Origin of the sequence: Rhizobium nepotum 39/7 (genome assembly GCF_000949865.1) — a bacterium.
Taxonomy (GTDB): Bacteria; Pseudomonadota; Alphaproteobacteria; order Rhizobiales; family Rhizobiaceae; genus Agrobacterium; species Agrobacterium nepotum.
The window spans coordinates 43,065-63,852 of sequence record NZ_JWJH01000022.1 but is presented as its reverse complement, the minus strand read 5'-3'; the positions used below and the strand labels follow the sequence as shown (position 1 = coordinate 63,852).

The window sequence follows — 20,788 nt, the reverse complement described above, 5'->3', positions numbered from 1 at the left end:
TGCTTAAAAATTGCGGTTAAGAAAACTTTGCATTCCCAAATGGTTAGCAAAACCCACTGTGGCATGGTTTCGCTTAGGTAAAGCAGATTGAGACAATGCGATTTTTCTAGGCGCTGAAAACGTGCTCTTTCAAGCTACGGGCAAGGCGCGTCATGCACAGTCGCGCCAAGGCTTGCCGTGCGTCCGGATGGAGGTGCGGTGCGTGGATTTTAAAAACCGGAGCGCGCCGTGTCCAAGGGGATGCGCGATGCTCCAGGGGGCATCGAATGGTATCGACTTTTCTTAGCTACGACCTGATCAACCGCGATATGAAGGCAAGCATTTCACGCGTGTCGCAGCAGGGAATGATCGAGCGGCAGACGACGTATTACAAAGAAAACATCGGTGATGTGAAAAGCGTCGATGAGTTCCTCAACGACTACCAGCTCTATTCCTACGCCATGGACGCCTTCGGTCTCGGCGAGATGACCTATGCCAAGGCCTTCATGAAAAAGGTGCTGGAAAGCGACCTGAACGATCAGAACAGCTTTGCCAACAAGTTGACGGATGAACGCTACCGCGAATTTGCTGCATCCTTCAACTTCACGCAGTCCACCGCCACCGTGCAGACGGAGGCGCAGCTCGACAAGATGATCGGGCTCTACGATACGTCGATCACCAATCTCGACGACAGCCTTGCCGAGGAAACCCGTTATTACAAGGCGATCATTGAAACCGTCACGAATGTGGACCAGCTGCTTCAAAACGATAGAGCCCGCGCCTACATTTTCGAAGTCTTCAGCATTGATGAGAAGACGTATTCCTACGCCCACATCAAGGGACTGATGACGAGCGACGTCGCCGATCCCGACAGCTACCTCAACCAGAAGTTCGGCGCCGCCTATAATGATGCCGTCGAAAAACTGGCGATGAAGGGCAATATTGAACTGCATGCCCAGGTCACGGCCCGGATTACGGCGATCGACACCGCGCTTGCGGGAACTGATTTGAGTGACGAAGATCGCACGAAGCTCGAGGCGGAAAAGGTCACACGGCAGGATCAACTGACGCAGCTCGAAGCCGTGCTGCCGCCGAAAGACGAGTGGGAAGTGAAACTTGCCGCTATCAAGGCGGAGCAGACGACGCTGTCAAAAACCGTCACGCAATATAACAGTATGACGTACATTGCTGCCGCCTTCGAATTCAAGAACGATGGCACCGTGGCGGCCGGCGGCGCGCAGAAGGCCGACAATATCAAGATAATGACGGATGCCTATGTGGGCAGTGCGCCGCGCGTGACGCCAACCGTCGCCACCTTGAACAGGGACTATTTCGAATCGAAGATCGGCTCGATCAAGACCGTAACCGAATTGACCTCGGATGCGCGTCTTCTCAACTACATCAAGGTCGCCTTCGACCTGAACGACCTGACGATTGTCAAAGCAACGATCGAGAACATTTTGACCAGCGATCTCAGCGATCCGAACAACTATATCGTCAAGTTCGGCAATGGCGACAAACGTTACATCGCATTGCGTGAGGCGTTCAATTTCAAGGCGGACGGAACGCTGCCGGATGGCACGACGCCGCAGACGACAACCCAGACCGCTACCACGACAAATGGCTACATGATCCATTACAACGACAAGGACGATGCCGCCGACGAAAAGGCCTTGAAGCTGTTCAAGAGCGATATTGCCAATGTCAAATCCGTTGCGGACTTCCTGGAAAGCAGCGCGGTCTATACCTATGCGCTGAAGGCCGTGGGCCTCGATCCGGCGAAGGTGAATATTGCGGATGTCCGAAAAGCCCTGACCAGCGACCTGCAGGACAAGAAGAGCTATGTCTATGCGCTGAAGGATGACCGCTACGTCAAACTGGCGGAACTTTTCAACTTCAAGTCTGACGGATCGCCCGGCTCTCCGGTTCTTGCGCAGTCCGAACTCGAAATTCAGACCATGTCGGTCGACTACATCAAGAAAAAATCGGCTTTCGGGACCGAGAAGGACAAGGACGCCGCCAAGAAGGAAGCGGAATATTTTCGGCTGGAGATACAGAAGGTCAAGACGCTCAAGGACTTTCTGGGCAATGATCGCCTGACGAAATTCGCGATGGAATCGCTTGGTATCGATCCGACGAAGGTCACCAAGGACCAGCTGCAAAAGATGTTTGCGTCCAAGCTGGACGACAAGGAGAGCTATCTCAACAAGGAGATGGACCCGATCTTCCGCCGTCTCGTCACCGCCTTCAACTTCGACACGGACGGCAATATCCTGCGTGAGGATCGCAGCTCCATCCAGACGCGGCGCGGCCTTTACGAGACGCTGGACAATTATCTGACACAGACGCTGGAGACGCAGGCGGGTGAAGAAAATGCGGGCGTGCGTCTGGCGCTCTATTTCAAGCGGATGGCGGCGGGAACGACATCCTATTATTCCATTCTGGCGGACACCGCGATCCAGAACTTCATCACGACTACCTTTGGTATTCCCGACGAACTTGGCAATGCGCCGGTCGATACGCAGGTGGGGATGATGAAGAAATATTTCGACATCGAGGATTTTCAGGATCCTGAAAAGGTCAAGAAACTGATCGCCCGTTTCACCATCATGTACGACGACAAACAGAACACCACCAACCCGATCATGATGCTGTTCAACGGCAGCGGTTCGGTGGGCATCAGCGGCGACACGCTACTGGCCGTCGCTTCGCTGCGTGCGCGATAGGCGGGAACTCGCGAACACGCAATAGAAAGGCCGGGATTTGTCCCGGCCATCGCATTCGGGCTATCCGCTCACCAGCCCGGCAGCATATTCCCGGCACGCAGGCGCGGCATCTTCGGGTAGGTCTTTACATCATTGTCCAGCTCATCCGCGACGTTCATCGGGGAGATGTTGTCGAGGCAGGCGGTGATGTGGTCGGTGATGGCGTTCACCAGCGAGGGCGACAGACCGGGCCGCTTCATCAGGCCGATCTGGACCGGCGGCAGGGGCGGAAAACCGTCAGAGGCGGTCAAAACCTTCATGCCGGTGCGCAGCGCCGATTCCGGCAGCACCGAAACCGCCATGCCGGCCAGCACCGCGGCGGCGACGACGGTGGAGGACCAGCTCGTGAACAGCACCTGATACTCCCGCCCATCGGCATCGAGCGCCGAACAGGCGAGCTGACGCCAATGACAATCGCGCCGCCCGACGGCCAGCGGTACCGGCGCATCGTCCTTCAGCGGATGGTTTGCGGAGGCGACCCAGCAGAGCGGCTCGGTGCGCACGACATCGGAGGAGCGTGCGCGGGGATTGTGGGTGACGAGCGCGATATCCAGTTCGCCGCGCGCCATTTTCTCCGAAAGGCTCGCCGAAGGTTCGCAAACGATATAAAGCTCGACATTCGGATGGGTCTTGGCGAAACGTCCGATGATTTCAGGCATGTAGCGGTCGGCATAGTCATCAGGGGTGCCGATCCGCAGCGTACCCTCGAGCCTGTTGTCGTCGAAGGCCGCGATCGCCTCATTGTTGAGGCGAATGATGCGGCGGGCGTAATTCATCAGTTTTTCGCCTTCCGCCGTCAGGCGGTTGCCGCGCCCGTCCTTGGCGAAAAGCTGTTTGCCGATCCGTTCCTCAAGCCGCCGCATCTGCATGGATACGGCGGATTGCGTCTTGAAAACGCGATCTGCGGCCTTGGTGAAGCTGCCCGTATCGATAATGGCGATGAAGGTGTGCAGCTGGTCTATGTCGAGAGGTGCGGACATGTGTGCTCATCCATCAGAATGATTGATGCCTCACATTAGAAACATTCGTTGGACTGATCAATAGTCTTGCGACATTTTGGTACTCAGCAAATCAATATCAACCTGGGGCGGACATATCGTCAGCCCCCAACCCAAGGCAGCTTCCCGCGCGTGGTGCGTCGGGAGCGACGCCGCATCGTGCCGTTACGGAAGGATAAGTATCATGCGCACGGCAGAACGGAAAATGGAACTGGAACTCGCAACCGACCGGCAGAGCGACACCCTGCGTCGCATCGTTGTCGTCGTTGCTTCCGCCGTGAAAACGTTCGCGCAGCGCATCTACAATCGTATCGTCGCCAATGGGTTGACGGAGCTCGACGACCGCATGCTCGCCGATATCGGGCTGGCGCGATCGGATGTGAGAGACGCGCTCGATACGGGCTTGTTCGAAGATCCGACCGCCCACCTGACCCGTGCCGCACGCTTGCGCTCGGTTACGCGGTTCAAAACGCTCTAGGCTTTTGTTCGTGCAATTCCGGCGGAACCTCCAGCGGCCGGAATTGCTCTCGAACCGATAAGGTTTTCCCCGCAGGGTGATTTGCCAATAACCCTGCCTTTGCCCGGTGTCAGGCCCCTCGGCCCCACCGGGTTTTTTTATCGCATCGCTTTGCTTGCGCGCAGTTTGACTGGAAATGCGTCAATACTGATATTCATCGAACACCGGCAGAACCGATCCACCCCAGCGACCGTTGTAGAGCGCGAGCAAGTCTTCGGCGAGCGTGGTCTTCTTGGCCAGAACCTCGTCCAGCGATGACAGGAACACGGTTTCATCCTGGCCGTCGCCGTTCAGCCGGTTGCGGTTTTTGAGGCCGGTGCGGGAAATATCGAGCACCTCGCGGGCGATACCGAGCAGCGGCTTGCCGGCAATCTCCGCCGCCAGCCCCTTGGCCGGTACGGTATTGCGAAGCGCGATCACCTCGTCGAAACTCCAGTTGGCCGTCAGCGCGTCCGCCGCGTCAAGCGCTTCCTGATTATAGAGAAGGCCGACCCAGAAGGCGGGCAGGGCGCAGATGCGCCTCCACGGGCCGCCATCGGCGCCGCGCATTTCCAGAAAACGCTTCAGGCGCACATCGGGGAAGAGCGTGGAGAGATGGTTTGTCCAGTCGCCCATGGTCGGTTCCCACTCGGCGATTTCGCCCTTCAGCGCGCCGTTCATGAACTGGCGGAAGGTGACATGGGTGCAATCGTGATATTTTCCGTCGCGCACGATGAAATACATCGGCACATCAAGCGCCCATTCGACATAATCCTTGAAGCCGAAATCATCATTGAAGGTGAAAGGCAGCACGCCGGAGCGTCGGTTGTCGGTGTCGCGCCAGATGTCGCCGCGCCAGGACAGAAGACCGTTGGGCTTGCCTTCGGTAAAGGGCGAAGACGCGAACAGTGCGGTTGCCAGCGATTGCAGCTTCATGGAAACGCGCATCTTCTGGCGCATATCCGCTTCGGAGGAGAAGTCGAGATTAACCTGGATCGTGCAGGTGCGGTACATCATGTCGAGACCCTTGGTCCCAACCTTCGGCATGTAGCGCGTCATGATTGCGTAGCGCGATTTCGGCATGCGCGGCGTTTCGTCGGAACTCCACAGCGGGCTGCCGCCAATGCCGAGAAAACGGATGCCCATCGGCTCCGCCACCTCGCGCAAGGTCGCCAGATGCTGGTTGGATTCCTTGCAGGTCTGATGCAGGTTTTCGAGCGGCGCACCCGAAAGCTCGAACTGGCCGCCCGGCTCGATGGAGATGGCCCCCATGCCGTGCTGTTCGCCAAGCCCGATGATGTTTTCACCATCCATGATCGGCTCCCAGCCGAGCTTTTCCTGCATGCCCTTCAGAAGCGCGGAAATGCTGGCCTCACCGACATAGGGAACCGGCTGGTTGTCCTTGCGGAAAAAGGCGAATTTTTCGTGTTCGGTGCCGATGCGGAAATCGGCTTCAGCTCGGCAACCGCCCGCCAGATAGTCTGTAAGCTCCGTGACGGAGGAGAGGGGGGTCTGGTCGGTCGTGTCGCGTGCCATGGCTTACCTTGTTATGTCGTCTCTGTTGCGGCGAGGCATATGAGTGGCAGATAGAGCCGGATCGTATCCGGAGGCAAATGAATTTCTTTTAAAGATGCATGAAGTGCAATGCTGCCGTTCAGTTCCAGTCGCCGATAGCCGCCTGAATGACTGCAAGAGCTGCAACCGCGGCGGTATCGGCCCTGAGAATGCGAGGCCCGAGCGGAATGGGGGTGATGAAGGCAAGGCTGCGCAGAAGCTCCCTTTCCTCTTCGGAAAACCCGCCTTCCGGGCCGACCAGCAGAGCGATTTTGCGCTCCTTGATCGACTGCAAAACAGGCAGCGGATTTTGTCCCGCATCGCCTTCGTCGCAATAGATGATGCGCCGGTCGCGCGGCCATGTCTCGAGCATGTCTCTCAGCTTCACCGGCTCGGCCACTTCAGGCAGGGACAGAATGCCGCATTGCTCGGCAGCCTCGATGGCGTTGGCGCGCAGCTTTTCGGTATTGTGGATCTTGCCCTGAACATGCTGCGTCATCACCGGTTGCAGCAGGCCTGCCCCCATCTCGACAGCCTTCTGCACCAGATAATCCATCCGCCCGACTTTCAGCGGCGCAAACAGGTAGTGCAGATCCGGTGCGTCCGGCTGCGGTCGTGTCTGTTCCAGAGGGATAAGGACGATTTTCTTACGGCTCGGGAAGGAAAGTTTCGCCTTCCATTCGCCGTCGCGGCCATTGAACAGCAGGATTTCCGCGCCGTCGGTCATGCGCAGCACATTGGCGAGGTAATTGAATTGTTCGGTCGTCGCCTCCTGTGCCACGCCCGCATCAAGCGGGGTTTCGACGAACAGGCGTTGCATCCGGAAATTTGCGCGCATGGGATTTTCGGTTTCAGCGTCAGAGAAAGAGGAAAGACATAAGCCAATAGAGCAGCGCCGCAAGCGTCGCGCTCGCGGGGACTGTCACCAGCCAGGCGGCAATGATCGTCATGAAGTGGGAGCGCCGGACGAGATAACGGCGGCGCACCTCGGAAGGATTGTCCACATATCTGTTGGTGCGGCGGGGTGCGCCGGCGCCAACCTGAACGAGTTCCTGCCGCCGTCGCGATGTCTGCGTGTACCATTCGCGGAAGAAGCCGACGCCGAACACCGCGCCGATGGCCGTGTGGGTGGTGCTGACCGGCAGGCCGAAGCGCGAGGCGACAAGAACGGTCAGCGCCGTGGCCACGGAAACGCAGAAAGCGCGCATCGGGTTGAGCTTGGTGATCTGTTCGCCGACAAGGCGGATGAGGCGCGGGCCATAAAGAAGAATACCGCAGGAAAGCCCGAACGCGCCGACCAGCATCACCCAGAGCGGTGCGCGGGCGGATGTCTGCACCGCTTCGTCGTGCAAAGCCCGCACGATGGCCACCACCGGGCCGATGGCGTTGGAAACGTCATTTGCCCCATGCGCGAAGGACATCAGCCCGGCGGCGAGAACGAGCGGCCACTGGAACAGCGTTCGCAGCGACTGGTTGCGGTTCTCCAGCCCCACCGATTGTTTGCGAATGATCGGCACACAGAGCCGCCAGGCGACGAGGCCCGTCGCCAGTCCGATAGCGCTCGCCTGGCCAAGCGACACATGCATGAGCTGCCGTAATCCGACCCAGATGAGGTAGGCGGTGAAAACGCCCGCCATCAAGCCGATGAGAACCGGCACCCAGCGCCGCGCAGAACTGATCTTGTCCTCGCGGTAGATGATGAATTCCTTGATGAAGGCGAGAATGGCAATGGCGATGGCGGCACTGATGAAGGGTGCGAGCACCCAGGCGAAGGCGATGCTGCCGAGCGACAGCCAGTCCACCGCTTTTGCTCCGTAGGCCGCCATTCCCGCGCCGGCGACCCCGCCGACCACCGTATGGGTGGTGGAGATAGGCGCTTTCGTCCAGGTCGAGATATTGACGAGAAGGCCGGCGGCGAGCAGAGCGGACAACATCGCCCAGGAAAAAGCCGTCCTGTCGGGAATGGTCTGGATGTTGATGATGCCGCTGGAAATGGTCTCGACGACGTTGCCGCCGGTGATCAGCGCGCCCGCGATCTCGCAGATGGCCGCGATGATCAGCGCTGCCGCAAGCGGCAGGGCCTTGGCGCCGACCGCGGGGCCGACATTGTTCGTCACGTCGTTCGCGCCGATGTTGATCGCCATATAGGCGCCGATGGCGACGGCGGCGATGATGATCGCGGCACCCGCCGTGCCGGTGACGAAAACGCCGGCGAATATGGCGGCGAGAACGACGAACATCACCCCCGCGCCAAGCCCGGCAAGCTGCTGCGTGACGTGCAGCGTCGCCTCTTCGACACGGGTGATCTTGTCGAGATCCTTGTCGAGCGTCGACTTCATCTTCGGTGACGGCTTTATTGCCATTCAGACCTCGTTCGCCAGCATTCCTTTTCGTCCGGCAATTTCGCGGGCTGAAGGCAATTACAGAAAGACTGTTACATCTCGCACATCTTTCCAAAATGAAAGACGGTAAAAGCCATGTTGGAAAAACAAACCGCAAATTGCCACTATCAGGGCATTCGCGCTATTTCGAAAGCGCCATCCGCTTGTCGAAAGCCAGCATAAGCGCTTTCAGTTCCGGTTCGTTAACCCGCGCGGCCGCCTCTTCGGGGCTGACCCATTCCAGCCGCCGGGACTCTTTTTCCGGAAAGCTGTCCTGCAACTCCGCCACTTCGAGCAGATGGACCTGAACCTTGCACAGCACATTGATGCCGCTGTTCAGCTTTTTCTCATATTCATAAAATCCGAAGGGGGCCTTATCCACCCTGCCTTTGACGCCGGCTTCCTCATAGGCTTCCTGTTCGGCCACCGCATGGGCCTTCTTGTTGGCCATGGGCCAGCCTTTGGGAATGACCCAGCGTCCGGTATCCCTGCTTGTCAGCAACAGGACTTCCGGTTCCGGATGTTTTTTGGAAAATCGATAGCACAGCGCTGCATATTGCTGTCGCGGCGGTCTGCGCAACATCAAGCCAACATCTGTCGCCAATCGATTCAAAATCTTCAATCCGAATAAGTCCTTATTATTGGTCAGCCATAGTTGCTAATATAGACATCCCGCATGCTGCGCCAATCCCCCATTGCCCTTAACCCACTACTGTCTTCACGCTGATGAAGCCTTTGGGGCAAAAATGGAGGCGGCAGTTTTGCGAACGGGAATTTCGTCCGGGCGGTTCCCCAGACAAACAGCCGATTGCGGCAATTCCGCATCTGTCTGCTTTCACGTTGTCCGGAGTGCTAAACCGCTATCAATCGGTGTCGGAATTGCGTTGACCGGGATGCAGTCCCAGTCCCCAATGCCGGAGACCTTCGATTACACCGTTTGCTTCCGTCGCGCTCGAGAGGAAAAAACGGCTGTCTTGATCCGCCAGCGAGACAAGCTCCGGCAGGGCATTACCCACGATCACGCCGCGAACGCCGTTCAATTCGAACATTGCCCGGTCGTTGCCAGTATCGCCCGCCACAACTGATTCGTCGAGGCCGATACGCAGTTGTCCACATAACCATGCCAATGCCGCGCCCTTGTCGGCGGCCTTCGGCAATATGTCGAGGTCACGATTGCTGGAATAGACAATCCGGGCATCGATATCCGCCGCCACAAGTGCGGTTTCGATCTCGCCGAGCGTCTTTTCCTCCGCGCCATGCAGGAACCAGCTGGATTTCAGGCCGTGCTGGTATCGTTCCGCCTGCATGGTCACGCCCGGCAGGCCGGCCATGACATCCGCGATCTTTTGCCGGTCGAAACCCGTGCCGAGCGAATGCGTATAGGCGCTTTCCAGCTCGCTTCGCTCCCTGGCGTGCAGCATGGTGCCGACGCCGCCAATGATATAGTCAGGCCGGGGCAGGGGCACCTCTTCGATGAGCGCAAGCTGATCGTCGATCAGCCTGCCGCTGTTGAAGACGAGGACCGGGCGAAGATCGTCCGGCAGCGATTGCCAGAAATCGCGGAACCGGCGCGTGGCGTCATTATCGCCGACGACGGTTCCGTCGAGATCGGTGGAGAAAAGGCGAAGCGGTCTCAATCGCCGTCGTTCCATGGTTCGGCCCAGTCGGATTCTTCCAGAACCGGCATCATCGTCCTGCCTTCCACCAGCGCCAGCAATTGCTGGGCGATACCCGTCCAGGTGAAGAGGCTGCGCGCCTTATGCGCGCCCATGCGGGAAAGCCGTCCGTAGAGCCGCTCATGCTTGAACGGCTTCATCATGGTGATGCCGAGATCTTCCTTGTCGAAGGGATCGGCAAACAGCGCGTGGCGGCCATAACTGACGGCGCGGAACAGCCCGCCATGGATCGTCACGACGGTCGGCGTGCCGCTGGCCATGGCCTCGATCGCGGTCATGCCGAAGGGTTCGTAACGGCTTGAAAGCACGAAAAGATCGGCTGCCCGATAGATATCAGGCAAATCCTCGTCCTCGACATAGCCGGAGAACGCCACCTTGTCTTCCAGATCGAGCGATTTGACCCGCTCTTTCAGTTGGTTGAGGATGGTCGTTTCCTGCTCGTCCATGTTTTCGCCGCCGACGGCCAGATGCAGCCTGGCTTCCGGTTCCCGCTGCGCCAGCACGGAAAATCCGTCGATCAGCAGATCGTAACCCTTGTTGGTGGCAAGGCGTCCAAGCGCCAGCACCGTCTTGCCTTCAAAGCCGAAACGCTGCCGGATCATCTGCCGCGTCGCATCCGAGACGGGGAAGAAGCGGTTGTCGTCGTAACCCGGCGGGATCATGTGGATATGCTTGCGCTTCAGACCATAATCCTCGATCAGAACGTCGAGCTGCACCGGGGTCGTGGCAATCACCATGTCGCAGCTGCGATAGATGATGAGTTCGTGCTGGATGCGTTCCCTGAAATTGAACTCCAGTTCGAACGTATCGGCCTTTTCCGGATAGTCGGTCTCCATCTGGCGTTTTTTCCAGAGGCCGAGCGAATGCGGCGTATGCAGATGGGGGATTTTCAGCGCTTCGGAAAGCCGCTGCCCGGCCACGCCTGCATCCCAGTAATGGCTGTTGATGAAAGAGTAGTTGAGGTCGTTTTTCTTGATGAAGCGCAATGCGTTTTCGCACCATTCCATCAGGTGGCGGTGCAGATATTCCTTGGGAATGAAATCGCGGCCGCCGCAGGGAATGCGCACCACACGGACGCGCTCGTCAACTTCGTCGAATTCCGGCTGGTCTTCGAAGCGGCGGGTATAGAGATCGACAGTGTAACCGAGCTGGCCGAGTTTGCGTGCAAGCTCAAGCACATAAACCACCTGTCCCCCGGTGTCTGCCGCGCCGAGTGGCGGGTGCGCGGCGACATAGCCATGCGTCGATATGAGAGCTATCCGCGGATAACGTTCAGTTTCGCTCGTGGTTGTCATGGGTCCCATCTTGGTAAATTTTTCCAATTAACCCGATAAAAAGACCGAAACGGACAAAAGGTTCCATAAAAATGTGAATAAAAGCGACTGCGTATTTCGTCTGGCGACGGTTTAGGCGTTTCGCTGCTGTTGCCGCAGACGTGAAATCCGGTCCCATTCCTGAGCCTGATGCGCCTTCGATGTGGTGTCGACGATGAAGTCGATATGGGCTTCCGCCGCCGCCCTTGCCGCCGCCGCATCGCCACTCGCAATGGTGTCGTGGATGGCGATATGCTGTCTCAGCACCTCGTCATGTGCGCCCGCAACGGTGAAGATGAGGTGGCGGTTATAGAAGATGTCGTCGCTTAAAAGCCGGTAGCAGGACCGCAATGTGTGCATCAGCACGATATTGTGTGCCGCCTCGCCAATGGCGTTGTGAAATTCCACATCACCCGTCAGCTCGTCCTCGAAATGGCCCGCCTCATGGGCGAGACGCATTTTTTCGACGATGGCCGCGAGGTTGCGCCTGTCCGGTTCGGTCGCGCGCTGTGCCGCAAGCTCGGCGGCCATGCCCTCGATATAACGGCGATATTCTAGAAAATCCCGCGTTGCCCGGCTGTGGCGGGTGATCAACGCGCTTAAGGGATCGGAAAAGACCGGGCCGACAATATCGGCGACATAGGTGCCGCCGCCATGCCTGCTGGTGAGAAGGCCGCGCGTTTCGAGTTCCTTCAACGCTTCCCGCAGGATCGGCCGTGAGACGTCGAGCTTCTGCGCCAGTTCCCGCTCGCCGGGCAGCCGGTCGCCATCGCGCAATATGCCATCGAGGATCAGCTCCTCGAAACGTAAGATCACCTCCTGCGATGTGCGGCTGTGCTCTATTCGGGCGAATAGTGTTTCGTCCATCGCAACATTCTCCGGCGAAATCCCGCCCCGTATTCGATGGGGCAAATTATCAGCGAAGCATCGCACTGGTCAAATATTCTGTCCAGTTCTGCCGCAAGCTTTGCGTCATGCCTGCGGCAACACGGCACCTGCCTTTTTAAACTGGCTTTTGTTAAAGCTGCACCCGGACAGGGTGGTGATGGCGGTTTTTTTGCCGTCAGGTGCATCAAAACAATTACATCGGCCTCGATTGCGGTGTCATCATCGCGATGGATGCTCTAGAAAACCGGCGAAGCAGGCGGGGACGATATCGCAATGGCCAAGGGTAGATTTGCTTTCGCAAGCGCGCCGGAGAGGTCGCTGGCTCTCGGCGAGGTTCATGCGCGCCCGACAGTGCTTTTGGCCCCGTCGCGCATCATCGTCCAGCTTGCTTTCATGATGGATGGCGGCTCGGCCGTGCATCACTCGGTCATTGCGGAAATGTCGCGCAGCCGTGGCGTTGCGCCGCCGGAACGCGATGCCCGCCATCACGCCATGCCCTGGGGGCAGGGCACGCTGCGCTGGGAGCGGCATACCGAATTCTCGACCTGGTTCTGGGACGGCCCCGCGCCGGAAAAATTCGGTGGCGACATTGTCGGCGACCCCTTCGGCGACGGCTTTTCGCCGCCCGGCTCGCTGATCTCAGGTGTGCGGCTGGAAATCCGTCCCGAAAGCGGAACGCTCGCCAATGCGGAAACCATGTTCGAACCGACGAGCCTCTGTCACAGCGACGTGCGCGACGGTCAGGCAACGATCCTCACCGATTTTCGGCAGGATCGCGATGGGCTGACGCAGATATTGGTAATCGACCGGGGCTTGAGCGATTATAGCCGCGGCGCGCTGGTGCAGCGGCTGCTGGATATCGAGACCTATCGAACGCTCGCCATGCTCGGCCTGCCGATGGCGCAGACGCTGTCGCCGGAAATCCGCCGCATCGAGGACGGTTTGACGGGCATTACCCAGCGCATGAAAAACGGCGCGCGCGACGAGGCCGATGCGCTTCTGGCGGAGATGACCCGGCTTGCGGCGGAACTGGAAGCCAACGCCGCGCTCAGCCTCTATCGCTTCGGCGCGAGCCGCGCCTATGACGGCATCGTGCGCGAGCGCATCCGCGCGCTTGCGGAAACGCCGGTTCAGGGGCACGAGACCATGGGCAGCTTTCTGGAAAGACGGCTGGCGCCCGCCATGCGCACCTGCCAGTCCGTCGAGGAGAGACAGGCCAACCTGTCACGCAAGCTCTATCGCGCCACGGCTCTCGTCAGAAGCTGGATCGACGTGGAGCTGGAGCGGCAGAACACGGTGCTCCTGAACACCATGAACAAGCGCGCCGCCATGCAGCTTCGCCTGCAGCAGACGGTGGAAGGGCTGTCGGTGGCCGCCATCTCCTATTACGTCGTCGGCCTTATCGGTTATCTCACCAAGGCGATCAGCCACGACATGCTGCCGGTCGATCCCGCCGTCGTCACCGGCCTCTCCGTCCCCTTCGCCGTGCTCGGCGTCTGGTGGGTGGTGCGCCGCGTCCGTCGCTCCCATGTCGAGGGTGGCCACTGACTAGCCGACCACTGGCAGACCGGGCCTTCAGCCCTCTTCCCAATAGGGTGACGGCCCATAAAGCCCGGCCAGATAGTCAATGAACAGCCGCACTTTCGCGGGCAGGAACTGCCGGCTCGGGTAAACCGCAGAAAGCGTGACGTTTCGCGATCCTTCATAGGCGGGCAGAACCTGCACTAGCCGACCGGCGCGCAATTCGTGGCCGATATCCCAGGTGGAGCGCAGCGCGATCCCTAGCCCTGATATCACCGCCTCGCGGATCACCTCGCTGGAATTGGTGACCAGCATGCCTTCCGGGCGGATGCTGAGCGCGCCGCCCGGTCCTTCCAGCCGCCAGATATCGTTGTTGTGGGCCGGCAGGCAGCGGTGCTTCTTCATATCCTCGATCGACGCCGGCATGCCGTGGGCGGCCACATAGTCCGTCGAGGCGCAGAGCACCCGACGAACCGGCGCCAGACGGCGGGCGACGAGGCTGGAGGAATTGAGATCGGCGATACGGATCGCCAGATCGTAGCCGCCTTCGATAATATCGATGAATTCATCGCTGAGCACCAGATTGACCGACAGGTCCGGGTGCCGCTCCATGAATGTCTTCAAATGCGGCGCGATATGCATGCGCCCGAAGGAGGTGGGGGCGGAGACTTTCAGCGTGCCGTTGACGGTATTGGCCCGGCCGGACACGAAATCCTCGGCGTCCTCCAGCCCTTCCAGCACGGCAAGCACCCGCTCGTAAAAGCCCTGGCCTGCTTCCGTTAGCGAAATTCGCCTGGTGGTGCGCTGGAAAAGCCGCGCGCCGAGCTTTTCTTCCAGCCGCTTGATGCGCTTGGAAATGACGGCGGGCGAAAAGCCAAGCTCCTTGGCGGCCAGCGACATACTGCCGGAGGCGGCAACGCTTGCGAAGACTTCCAGATCGCCCAGATTTGTCACAGTTGCCTCCCGATTGTTTCCGTAAGGGAAAAAATCCATAACATTTGATTGCGCTCCTTCAAAGTGGTAAAGAAACAATACCACTTGGCAAGATGTGCATGGAGGAGGGGGCGGTGACGCAGCCGATCAAGTTTCTGGAGCCGCGTGCGGCGGTTTTATCAAGCCGTGACCGCATCATATCCGATCTGAAGGATATTCTTCCTGAAGACTGTCTCGTGCATGAGCCGCGTGAGCTTGTGCCTTTCGAGACCGATGCTTTCGTTTCCTACCGCCGCCTGCCGCTGGCCGTCGCCTTGCCGAAGACGACCGAGCAGGTCGCGGCGGTGCTGAAATATTGTCACCGTTACGGCATTCCGGTCGTGCCGCGTGGTGCTGGCACCTCGCTTTCCGGCGGCGCGATACCACAGGAAGATGCGGTGGTGATCGGCCTTTCGAAGATGTTCTCGATCCTCGAACTCGATTTTTACAATCGCACGGCAAGGGTACAGGCGGGCGTCACCAATCTCTCCATTTCCGATGCGGCCGGTGCGGAAGGCTTCTTTTATGCGCCGGACCCAAGCTCGCAGCTTGCCTGCACCATCGGCGGCAATATCGGTATGAATTCCGGCGGTGCGCATTGCCTGAAATACGGCGTCACCACCAATAATCTGCTCGGCGTGAAAATGGTGCTGGTGGATGGCACGGTGCTGGAACTGGGCGGCAAACATCTTGACGCCGCCGGTTATGATCTGCTCGCCCTCGTCTGCGGTTCGGAAGGCCAGCTCGGCATCGTCACGGAGGCGACGGTGCGGCTGATCGCCAAGCCCGAAGGTGCACGCCCGGTGCTGTTCGGGTTCGAAACCTCTGAAAGTGCGGGTTCCTGCGTGGCCGATATCATCGGTGCGGGCATCATTCCGGTCGCCATCGAATTCATGGACAAGCCGGCAATCGAGATTTGCGAGGCCTTCGCCAAGGCCGGATATCCGCTGGATGTCGGCGCGCTTTTGATCGTCGAGGTCGAAGGCTCCGATGCGGAAATGGACGCCATGCTGGCCGATATCGTCGCTATCGCGAAAAAACACGGCGTAAAGACGGTGAGGGAATGCCAGTCGGCCATGGAGGCGGCGGCGATCTGGAAAGGTCGCAAATCCGCTTTCGGCGCGACGGGGCGTATCGCCGATTATATCTGCATGGACGGCACGGTGCCGCTCTCTCAGCTTTCTTACGTGCTGAAAAAGACGAGTGAGATCACCGACCGGCTCGGCCTGCGTGTCGCCAATGTTTTTCATGCGGGCGATGGCAACATGCACCCTCTCATCCTGTTCAACGCTAACGACCCGGACGACGCCGCCCGCGCCGAAGAGGCGGGCAACGAGATATTGAAGCTCTGCGTCGATGCCGGCGGCTGCCTCACCGGCGAACACGGTGTCGGCATCGAAAAACGCGACCTGATGCGGCATCAATTTGGCGAGGCCGATCTTGCACAGCAGATGGCGGTGCGCGCTGCTTTTGATGAGGACTGGTTGATGAACCCTTCTAAGGTGTTTCCGTTGGAGGGACGAAATTGAGGTGCTTTAACTTAATTGCCTTGGAGGGTGCGGTTTACCCCCCTCTGCCCTGCCGGGCATCTCCCCCACAGGTGGGGAGATCGACTCGCGGCAAGGTCTCGCCTTTCTTATCGGCCGAGATAGAGCGACGCAGGTGCGTCTTGCCGATCTCCCCACCTGTGGGGGAGATGCCCGGCAGGGCAGAGGGGGGTATCTCTTGCTCGGAGGGGTATATCGCACACTCGGAGCGCGCTCCCTCTTGCTCAAAGGCCGCCACTCCATGCTGACGCCCTACGCAGAAACGCAAGCCGCCGACATCATCCGCGACCACGCGGCCCGAAAGGCCCCGCTGAAAATCTTCGGCGGCAATAGCCGCGCCGGTTTCGGCAACGCGGTGGCGGCAGAAACCATCCTCACCTCCCGCGCCATCACCGGCATCGTTTCCTACGTCCCTGCCGAAATGGTCATGACCGTAAAGGCCGGAACACCGCTCGCCATCGTTGAAGCCGCCCTTGCCGAAAACCGCCAGATGATGGCCTTCGAGCCGATGGATCACCGCCCGATCATGGGAACTAAAGGCGAGCCGACCGTTGGCGGCGTTTTCGCCGCCAACGTCTCCGGCCCGCGCCGTTTTGTGGCGGGTGCTGCGCGCGACAGCCTGCTCGGCATCCGTTTCGTCAACGGTCAGGGAGAGATCATCAAGGCTGGCGGCCGGGTGATGAAGAATGTCACCGGGCTTGATCTCTCGAAGCTTCTGGCGGGTTCACACGGCACGCTCGGTTTCCTCACCGAAGTGACCTTCCGCGTGCTGCCGAAACCGCCTTCGGAGAAAACGATTGTCGTCTCCGGTCTGGATGACGAGGCGGCGACGCGGATCATGGCGGCGGCGATGGCGATGAGCGTCGAGGTTTCCGGCGCCGCACATCTGCCGGAAAGCGTTCGCGCCCATTTCATCGATGGCGCTCTGCCGGAAGGTCCGGCGACAATCCTGCGGCTGGAAGGTCTCGGGGCTTCTGTCGAGGCGCGCGCGGCCAAACTCCTCTCCGTCATGGATCGGGTCGGGCCGTGGACGCTGCTGGAAGGCGAGGAAAGTGCTGTTTTATGGCGGCAGGTGCGGGATGTCGCGCCCTATGCGGGGCAAGACGCCAAACCGCTCTGGAAAGTCTCCGTTGCGCCGACTGAAGGCCACAAGCTGGTTTCCGCCCTGCGCATGGAAGCCGGCATCGATGCTTTTTACGACTGGCAGGGCGGCCTCGTCTGGATGCAGATGGAGGCGGACCCGGAGGCGGAATTGCTGCGCGGCGCCATCCGGGCGCTCGGCGGCGGGCATGCCACTTTGATGCGGGCGAGTGACGCAATACGCGCCACCGTGCCGGCATTCGAACCACGCCCCGCGGCGGAGGCCATATTGTCTGCGCGCATCAGGGAAAAGCTCGATCCGGCGGGCATCTTCAATCCTGGCAAGATGGCCAGAACGATAGAGAGGGCCGTCTGAACCATGCAAACATCCTTCACGCCCGAACAGCTGGCCGATCCGCATGTGGCGGAATCGGAAAAGATCCTGCGCAAATGTGTGCATTGCGGCTTCTGCACCGCCACCTGTCCCACCTATGTCACGCTCGGCAACGAGCTGGACAGCCCGCGCGGCCGCATCTACCTCATCAAGGACATGCTGGAAAACAGCCGCCCGGCCGACCGCGAAGTCGTCACCCATATCGACCGCTGCCTGTCGTGCCTCGCCTGCACCACCACCTGTCCTTCCGGCGTGGACTATATGCATCTGGTCGATCACGCCCGCGCCCATATCGAACAGACCTATAAGCGTCCTTTCATGGATCGCCTGATCCGCAATCTTCTGGCGGCGGTGCTGCCCTATCCCGGCCGTTTCCGGTTGGCCCTGCATCTGGCAAGGATTGCTCGGCCTTTCGCCGGGCTGCTTGCGAAGTTTCCGGCGCTGAAACCGCTGCAATCCATGCTCGATCTCGCGCCCGCTGCCATCCCTGCCGCCTCCACTTCCTCCCGCCCGGGTGAACGGGCGGCGGAAGGCCAAAAGCGTGGTCGCGTCGCGATCCTCACCGGCTGCGCCCAGCCGGTGCTCGATCCCGGCATCAATGAGGCGACGCTCCGTCTTCTGGCGCGGCTCGGTGTCGAGGTTGTTGTGCCGAAGGGTGAAGGCTGCTGCGGATCGCTGGTGCATCACATGGGGCGGGAGGCGGAGGCACTGGCCGCCGCCCGCCGCAATGTCGATGTATGGACCCGGGAGATGGAGAGCGGCGGTCTTGACGCCGTTATCATCACGGCCTCCGGCTGCGGCACCACGATCAAGGATTACGGCCATATGCTGCGGCTCGACCCTGCCTATGCCGAAAAAGCCGCGCGGGTCTCGGCGCTCGCGAAGGACATCACCGAATATCTCGCCACGCTCGATCTGCCGCAACAGGAAAGCCGGGGTCTGACGGTCGCCTATCATTCCGCCTGCTCCATGCAGCACGGCCAGAAGATCACGATGGCGCCGAAGCAATTGCTGAAGGCGGCGGGTTTCACCGTGCGCGATCCGGCGGAAGGGCACCTCTGCTGCGGGTCGGCCGGAACCTACAACATCATGCAGCCGGAGATTTCCGGAAAACTGAAGGCGCGCAAGGTCAAGAACATCGAGGCGACGAGGGCGGATGTCATCGCCACCGGCAATATCGGCTGCATCACGCAGATCGCCACCGGCACGGAAATGCCGATCCTGCACACGGTCGAACTGCTGGACTGGGCCTATGGCGGGCCGAAACCGGCAAGGCTTTCCGCTTAGAGCGCCGTTTGCTTGTAAGGGTTATGGTACACGACACAAATTCGGGCCGGTGCGTCGTTCGCTCTCCTCATCCCTGTGCTTGTCACAGGGATCCAGCAAGCCCAAGTCCTTGGGCTTAAAGGCCTCTTCTCGCCGCGCAGACGCGCGTCGGCTGGATTCCTGTGACAGGAATGAGGTTTGAGGATGCCTTGGCAGCTGCCGGAAAGCCCCTCTATTTCAAGGCCAGCCTTAGAACTTGTAGGCCACGCCGAAATTCACTGCATTGGTCATGATATCGGTCTTGAGCTTGCCGCCATTGTCGATATCCACGTCGATAAAGGAATAGGTGCCCTTATATTCCACGAAGGTCGACCAGTTGTCGGTGATGCGGTAGCTGAGGCCGGCCTGTGCCTGCAGGGTTGCGCCGCCGAGTTGGTATTCGAAGGTTTTACCCGAAGGGCGGGTCACTTCCACATGCGGCACGTTGATGCCGATGCCCGCGCCGACATAGGGCGTCACTGGCCATGTCTCCAGCGGGAAGCGGTAGAGCGCGTTCAGCGTCAAGAGGTTCAGGCCATCGGTGAATTCGAAATGCGACCAGCCGGAGCGGGCAAGCGTCTGATCGTCGGCATAGACCTTGTCATGTGTGAAATCGAGCGAGAGGCCGAAATTGTTGAGTTGGCCTTCCTCGAACCAGTAGGTGCCGCGCACCCCCCAATAGGGCGGGCTGGAAAACGACTTGCCTTCCCACCCGGCCCGGAAGTCCGGCCCGTCCGAAACCGTCACGTCGCTGTGTGGCGCGCTCTGCCAGCCGCCGTAACCGGAAATTTCAAATTCTCCCGCCATGGCGGTTGAGAGGGAAATGCTGCTGAACAACAGGGCGCAGAGAAATGAGGCGTGGCGCGGCATGGGGAGAATCCAGATTGACATCTGAAATGCACCAAACCGTTTTTCGGTAACATTTGAATGACAGAAACGAAAAACGGGCGGTCGTTTGACCACCCGTTTCAAGGCCGTTCCATCATCCCCCTGAGAGAGGTCCGGCGCCTGGCGTCCCCCGCCAAGTCTCGTCAATCAATCTAGCAACGATTGTATCGCCCTGGGACAACAATTCAAGCGCGATGCGCAGCCACGCCGACCAGGAGCCAGCGTATTACCGGCACCGTTGCCGTCATATCACAATGACTGTCGTTCCGACGATTACGCGCTCGTAAAGATCAGTGACATCCTCGTTGCGCATGCGGATGCAGCCGGACGAATTGTTGCTGCCGATCGTCCAGGGCTGGTTGGTGCCGTGGATGCGGTAAAGCGTGGAGCCGAGATACATGGCGCGCGCACCCATCGGGTTGGCGGGACCGCCCTCCATGAAGGCCGGAAGGTAATGCCCCTTCGTCGCTTCGCGGCTGATCATCTCCTTCGGCGGGGTCCAGCTTGGCCATTCCGCCTTGCGGGTCACCTTGTGCGTCCCGGCCCATTCGAAACCGGGCTTGCCGACGCCGACGCCGTAGCGCCGCGCCTTGCCATCGGCCATAACGAGGTAGAGGAAGCGGTTCGGCGTGTCGATGACGATCGTGCCGGGTTGTTGAGTGGTCTGGTAGCTCACGATCTGGGGCAGGAACTGTGGGGCGATCTGCCTGCGCACCGGCGCGTTCGGACGCACGGCGGCGTTCTGCACCCGTGCCGGGCGCTGCGAGGTGACGCCGGAGCTGGGACGTTGCGGCATGGCGGCCTGGCGCTGCTGGAAAAACGGTTGGCGTGCAGCAGGTGCGCGTGGATAAACCACAGGCCGCACATTGCCGCGTCCACCGAGCTGCGTGACCCAAGGAGCGGAAAGATCCGGGCTGACGACGACGGGCGGGCGCTCGCGATAACGCTCATTGGCCATGGCGGCCGGGGCGGCGAGGGTGGAAACGAGGCTCAGCGCCAGAAAAACGGACTTCATCGTCATCGGGTGGACT

At 59.9% G+C, this 20,788-nt stretch carries 17 protein-coding genes; 6 read left to right on the top strand and 11 right to left on the bottom strand.

Annotated features, from left to right (window positions below):
- The first annotated feature begins 266 nt into the window (after nt 1-266).
- Nucleotides 267-2,705, top strand: a complete 2,439-nt coding sequence (locus tag RS75_RS21020; protein WP_045024111.1) for a DUF1217 domain-containing protein — start codon at nt 267-269, stop codon at nt 2,703-2,705.
- A gap of 68 nt (nt 2,706-2,773) precedes the next feature.
- On the opposite strand, the gene RS75_RS21015 is transcribed toward RS75_RS21020, so the two are convergent.
- A complete protein-coding gene (locus tag RS75_RS21015; RefSeq protein ID WP_045024108.1) occupies nt 2,774-3,724 on the bottom strand; it encodes a LysR substrate-binding domain-containing protein in 951 nt (316 codons plus the stop codon).
- A 202-nt stretch (nt 3,725-3,926) separates the two neighbouring features.
- Here RS75_RS21015 and RS75_RS21010 point away from each other — a divergent pair, with 202 nt between their 5' ends.
- Nucleotides 3,927-4,220, top strand: a complete 294-nt coding sequence (locus tag RS75_RS21010; RefSeq protein ID WP_045024106.1) for a DUF1127 domain-containing protein — start codon at nt 3,927-3,929, stop codon at nt 4,218-4,220.
- Between the two features lie 180 nt (nt 4,221-4,400).
- Here RS75_RS21010 and RS75_RS21005 read toward each other — a convergent pair whose 3' ends face one another.
- From RS75_RS21005 to RS75_RS20975, 7 genes are all read right to left on the bottom strand, one after another.
- On the bottom strand, nt 4,401-5,774 hold the full coding sequence (locus RS75_RS21005; RefSeq protein WP_045024105.1) for a glutamate--cysteine ligase: 1,374 nt from the start codon (nt 5,772-5,774) through the stop codon (nt 4,401-4,403).
- A 118-nt stretch (nt 5,775-5,892) separates the two neighbouring features.
- Nucleotides 5,893-6,630: a 16S rRNA (uracil(1498)-N(3))-methyltransferase gene (locus RS75_RS21000; protein WP_045024103.1), complete on the bottom strand. Its 738-nt coding sequence runs from the start codon at nt 6,628-6,630 to the stop codon at nt 5,893-5,895.
- A gap of 19 nt (nt 6,631-6,649) precedes the next feature.
- Entirely contained in the window at nt 6,650-8,155 is a 1,506-nt protein-coding gene (locus RS75_RS20995) for an inorganic phosphate transporter (RefSeq protein WP_045024101.1), read from the bottom strand.
- A 160-nt stretch (nt 8,156-8,315) separates the two neighbouring features.
- Nucleotides 8,316-8,756 carry an NUDIX hydrolase gene (locus tag RS75_RS20990; RefSeq protein WP_045024098.1) on the bottom strand — a complete coding sequence of 147 codons (441 nt, stop codon included), beginning with the start codon at nt 8,754-8,756 and terminating at the stop codon, nt 8,316-8,318.
- A gap of 280 nt (nt 8,757-9,036) precedes the next feature.
- Nucleotides 9,037-9,810 (bottom strand): HAD family hydrolase, encoded by a 774-nt coding sequence (locus RS75_RS20985; RefSeq protein WP_045024096.1) that lies wholly within the window; start codon nt 9,808-9,810, stop codon nt 9,037-9,039.
- Nucleotides 9,807-11,153 carry a glycosyltransferase family 4 protein gene (locus RS75_RS20980; RefSeq protein WP_162484817.1) on the bottom strand — a complete coding sequence of 449 codons (1,347 nt, stop codon included), beginning with the start codon at nt 11,151-11,153 and terminating at the stop codon, nt 9,807-9,809. The genes RS75_RS20985 and RS75_RS20980 overlap by 4 nt, the downstream gene beginning before the upstream one ends.
- 102 nt (nt 11,154-11,255) lie before the next feature.
- Nucleotides 11,256-12,029 (bottom strand): FadR/GntR family transcriptional regulator, encoded by a 774-nt coding sequence (locus RS75_RS20975; protein ID WP_045024092.1) that lies wholly within the window; start codon nt 12,027-12,029, stop codon nt 11,256-11,258.
- Between the two features lie 294 nt (nt 12,030-12,323).
- Here RS75_RS20975 and RS75_RS20970 point away from each other — a divergent pair, with 294 nt between their 5' ends.
- Entirely contained in the window at nt 12,324-13,598 is a 1,275-nt protein-coding gene (locus RS75_RS20970; RefSeq protein WP_045024090.1) for a DUF3422 family protein, read from the top strand.
- A gap of 27 nt (nt 13,599-13,625) precedes the next feature.
- On the opposite strand, the gene RS75_RS20965 is transcribed toward RS75_RS20970, so the two are convergent.
- Nucleotides 13,626-14,525, bottom strand: a complete 900-nt coding sequence (locus tag RS75_RS20965; protein ID WP_045024131.1) for a LysR family transcriptional regulator — start codon at nt 14,523-14,525, stop codon at nt 13,626-13,628.
- Nucleotides 14,526-14,623: 98 nt separating this feature from the next.
- Here RS75_RS20965 and RS75_RS20960 point away from each other — a divergent pair, with 98 nt between their 5' ends.
- The 3 genes from RS75_RS20960 (at nt 14,624) to glcF (ending at nt 18,851) form a co-directional block, all read left to right on the top strand.
- The gene (locus tag RS75_RS20960) at nt 14,624-16,072 is read left to right on the top strand and encodes an FAD-linked oxidase C-terminal domain-containing protein (RefSeq protein ID WP_407691587.1); all 1,449 of its coding nucleotides are present in this window, start codon (nt 14,624-14,626) and stop codon (nt 16,070-16,072) included.
- A 259-nt stretch (nt 16,073-16,331) separates the two neighbouring features.
- Entirely contained in the window at nt 16,332-17,546 is a 1,215-nt protein-coding gene (gene glcE / locus RS75_RS20955) for a glycolate oxidase subunit GlcE (RefSeq protein ID WP_045024088.1), read from the top strand.
- 3 nt (nt 17,547-17,549) lie between these two features.
- Nucleotides 17,550-18,851 (top strand): glycolate oxidase subunit GlcF, encoded by a 1,302-nt coding sequence (glcF, locus tag RS75_RS20950; protein ID WP_045024086.1) that lies wholly within the window; start codon nt 17,550-17,552, stop codon nt 18,849-18,851.
- A gap of 228 nt (nt 18,852-19,079) precedes the next feature.
- Here the strand turns inward: glcF and RS75_RS20945 are convergent, their stop codons facing one another.
- Nucleotides 19,080-19,739, bottom strand: a complete 660-nt coding sequence (locus tag RS75_RS20945; protein ID WP_045024129.1) for an outer membrane beta-barrel protein — start codon at nt 19,737-19,739, stop codon at nt 19,080-19,082.
- A gap of 262 nt (nt 19,740-20,001) precedes the next feature.
- A complete protein-coding gene (locus RS75_RS20940) occupies nt 20,002-20,778 on the bottom strand; it encodes a L,D-transpeptidase (RefSeq protein ID WP_045024084.1) in 777 nt (258 codons plus the stop codon).
- Between the last annotated feature and the right edge of the window lie 10 nt (nt 20,779-20,788).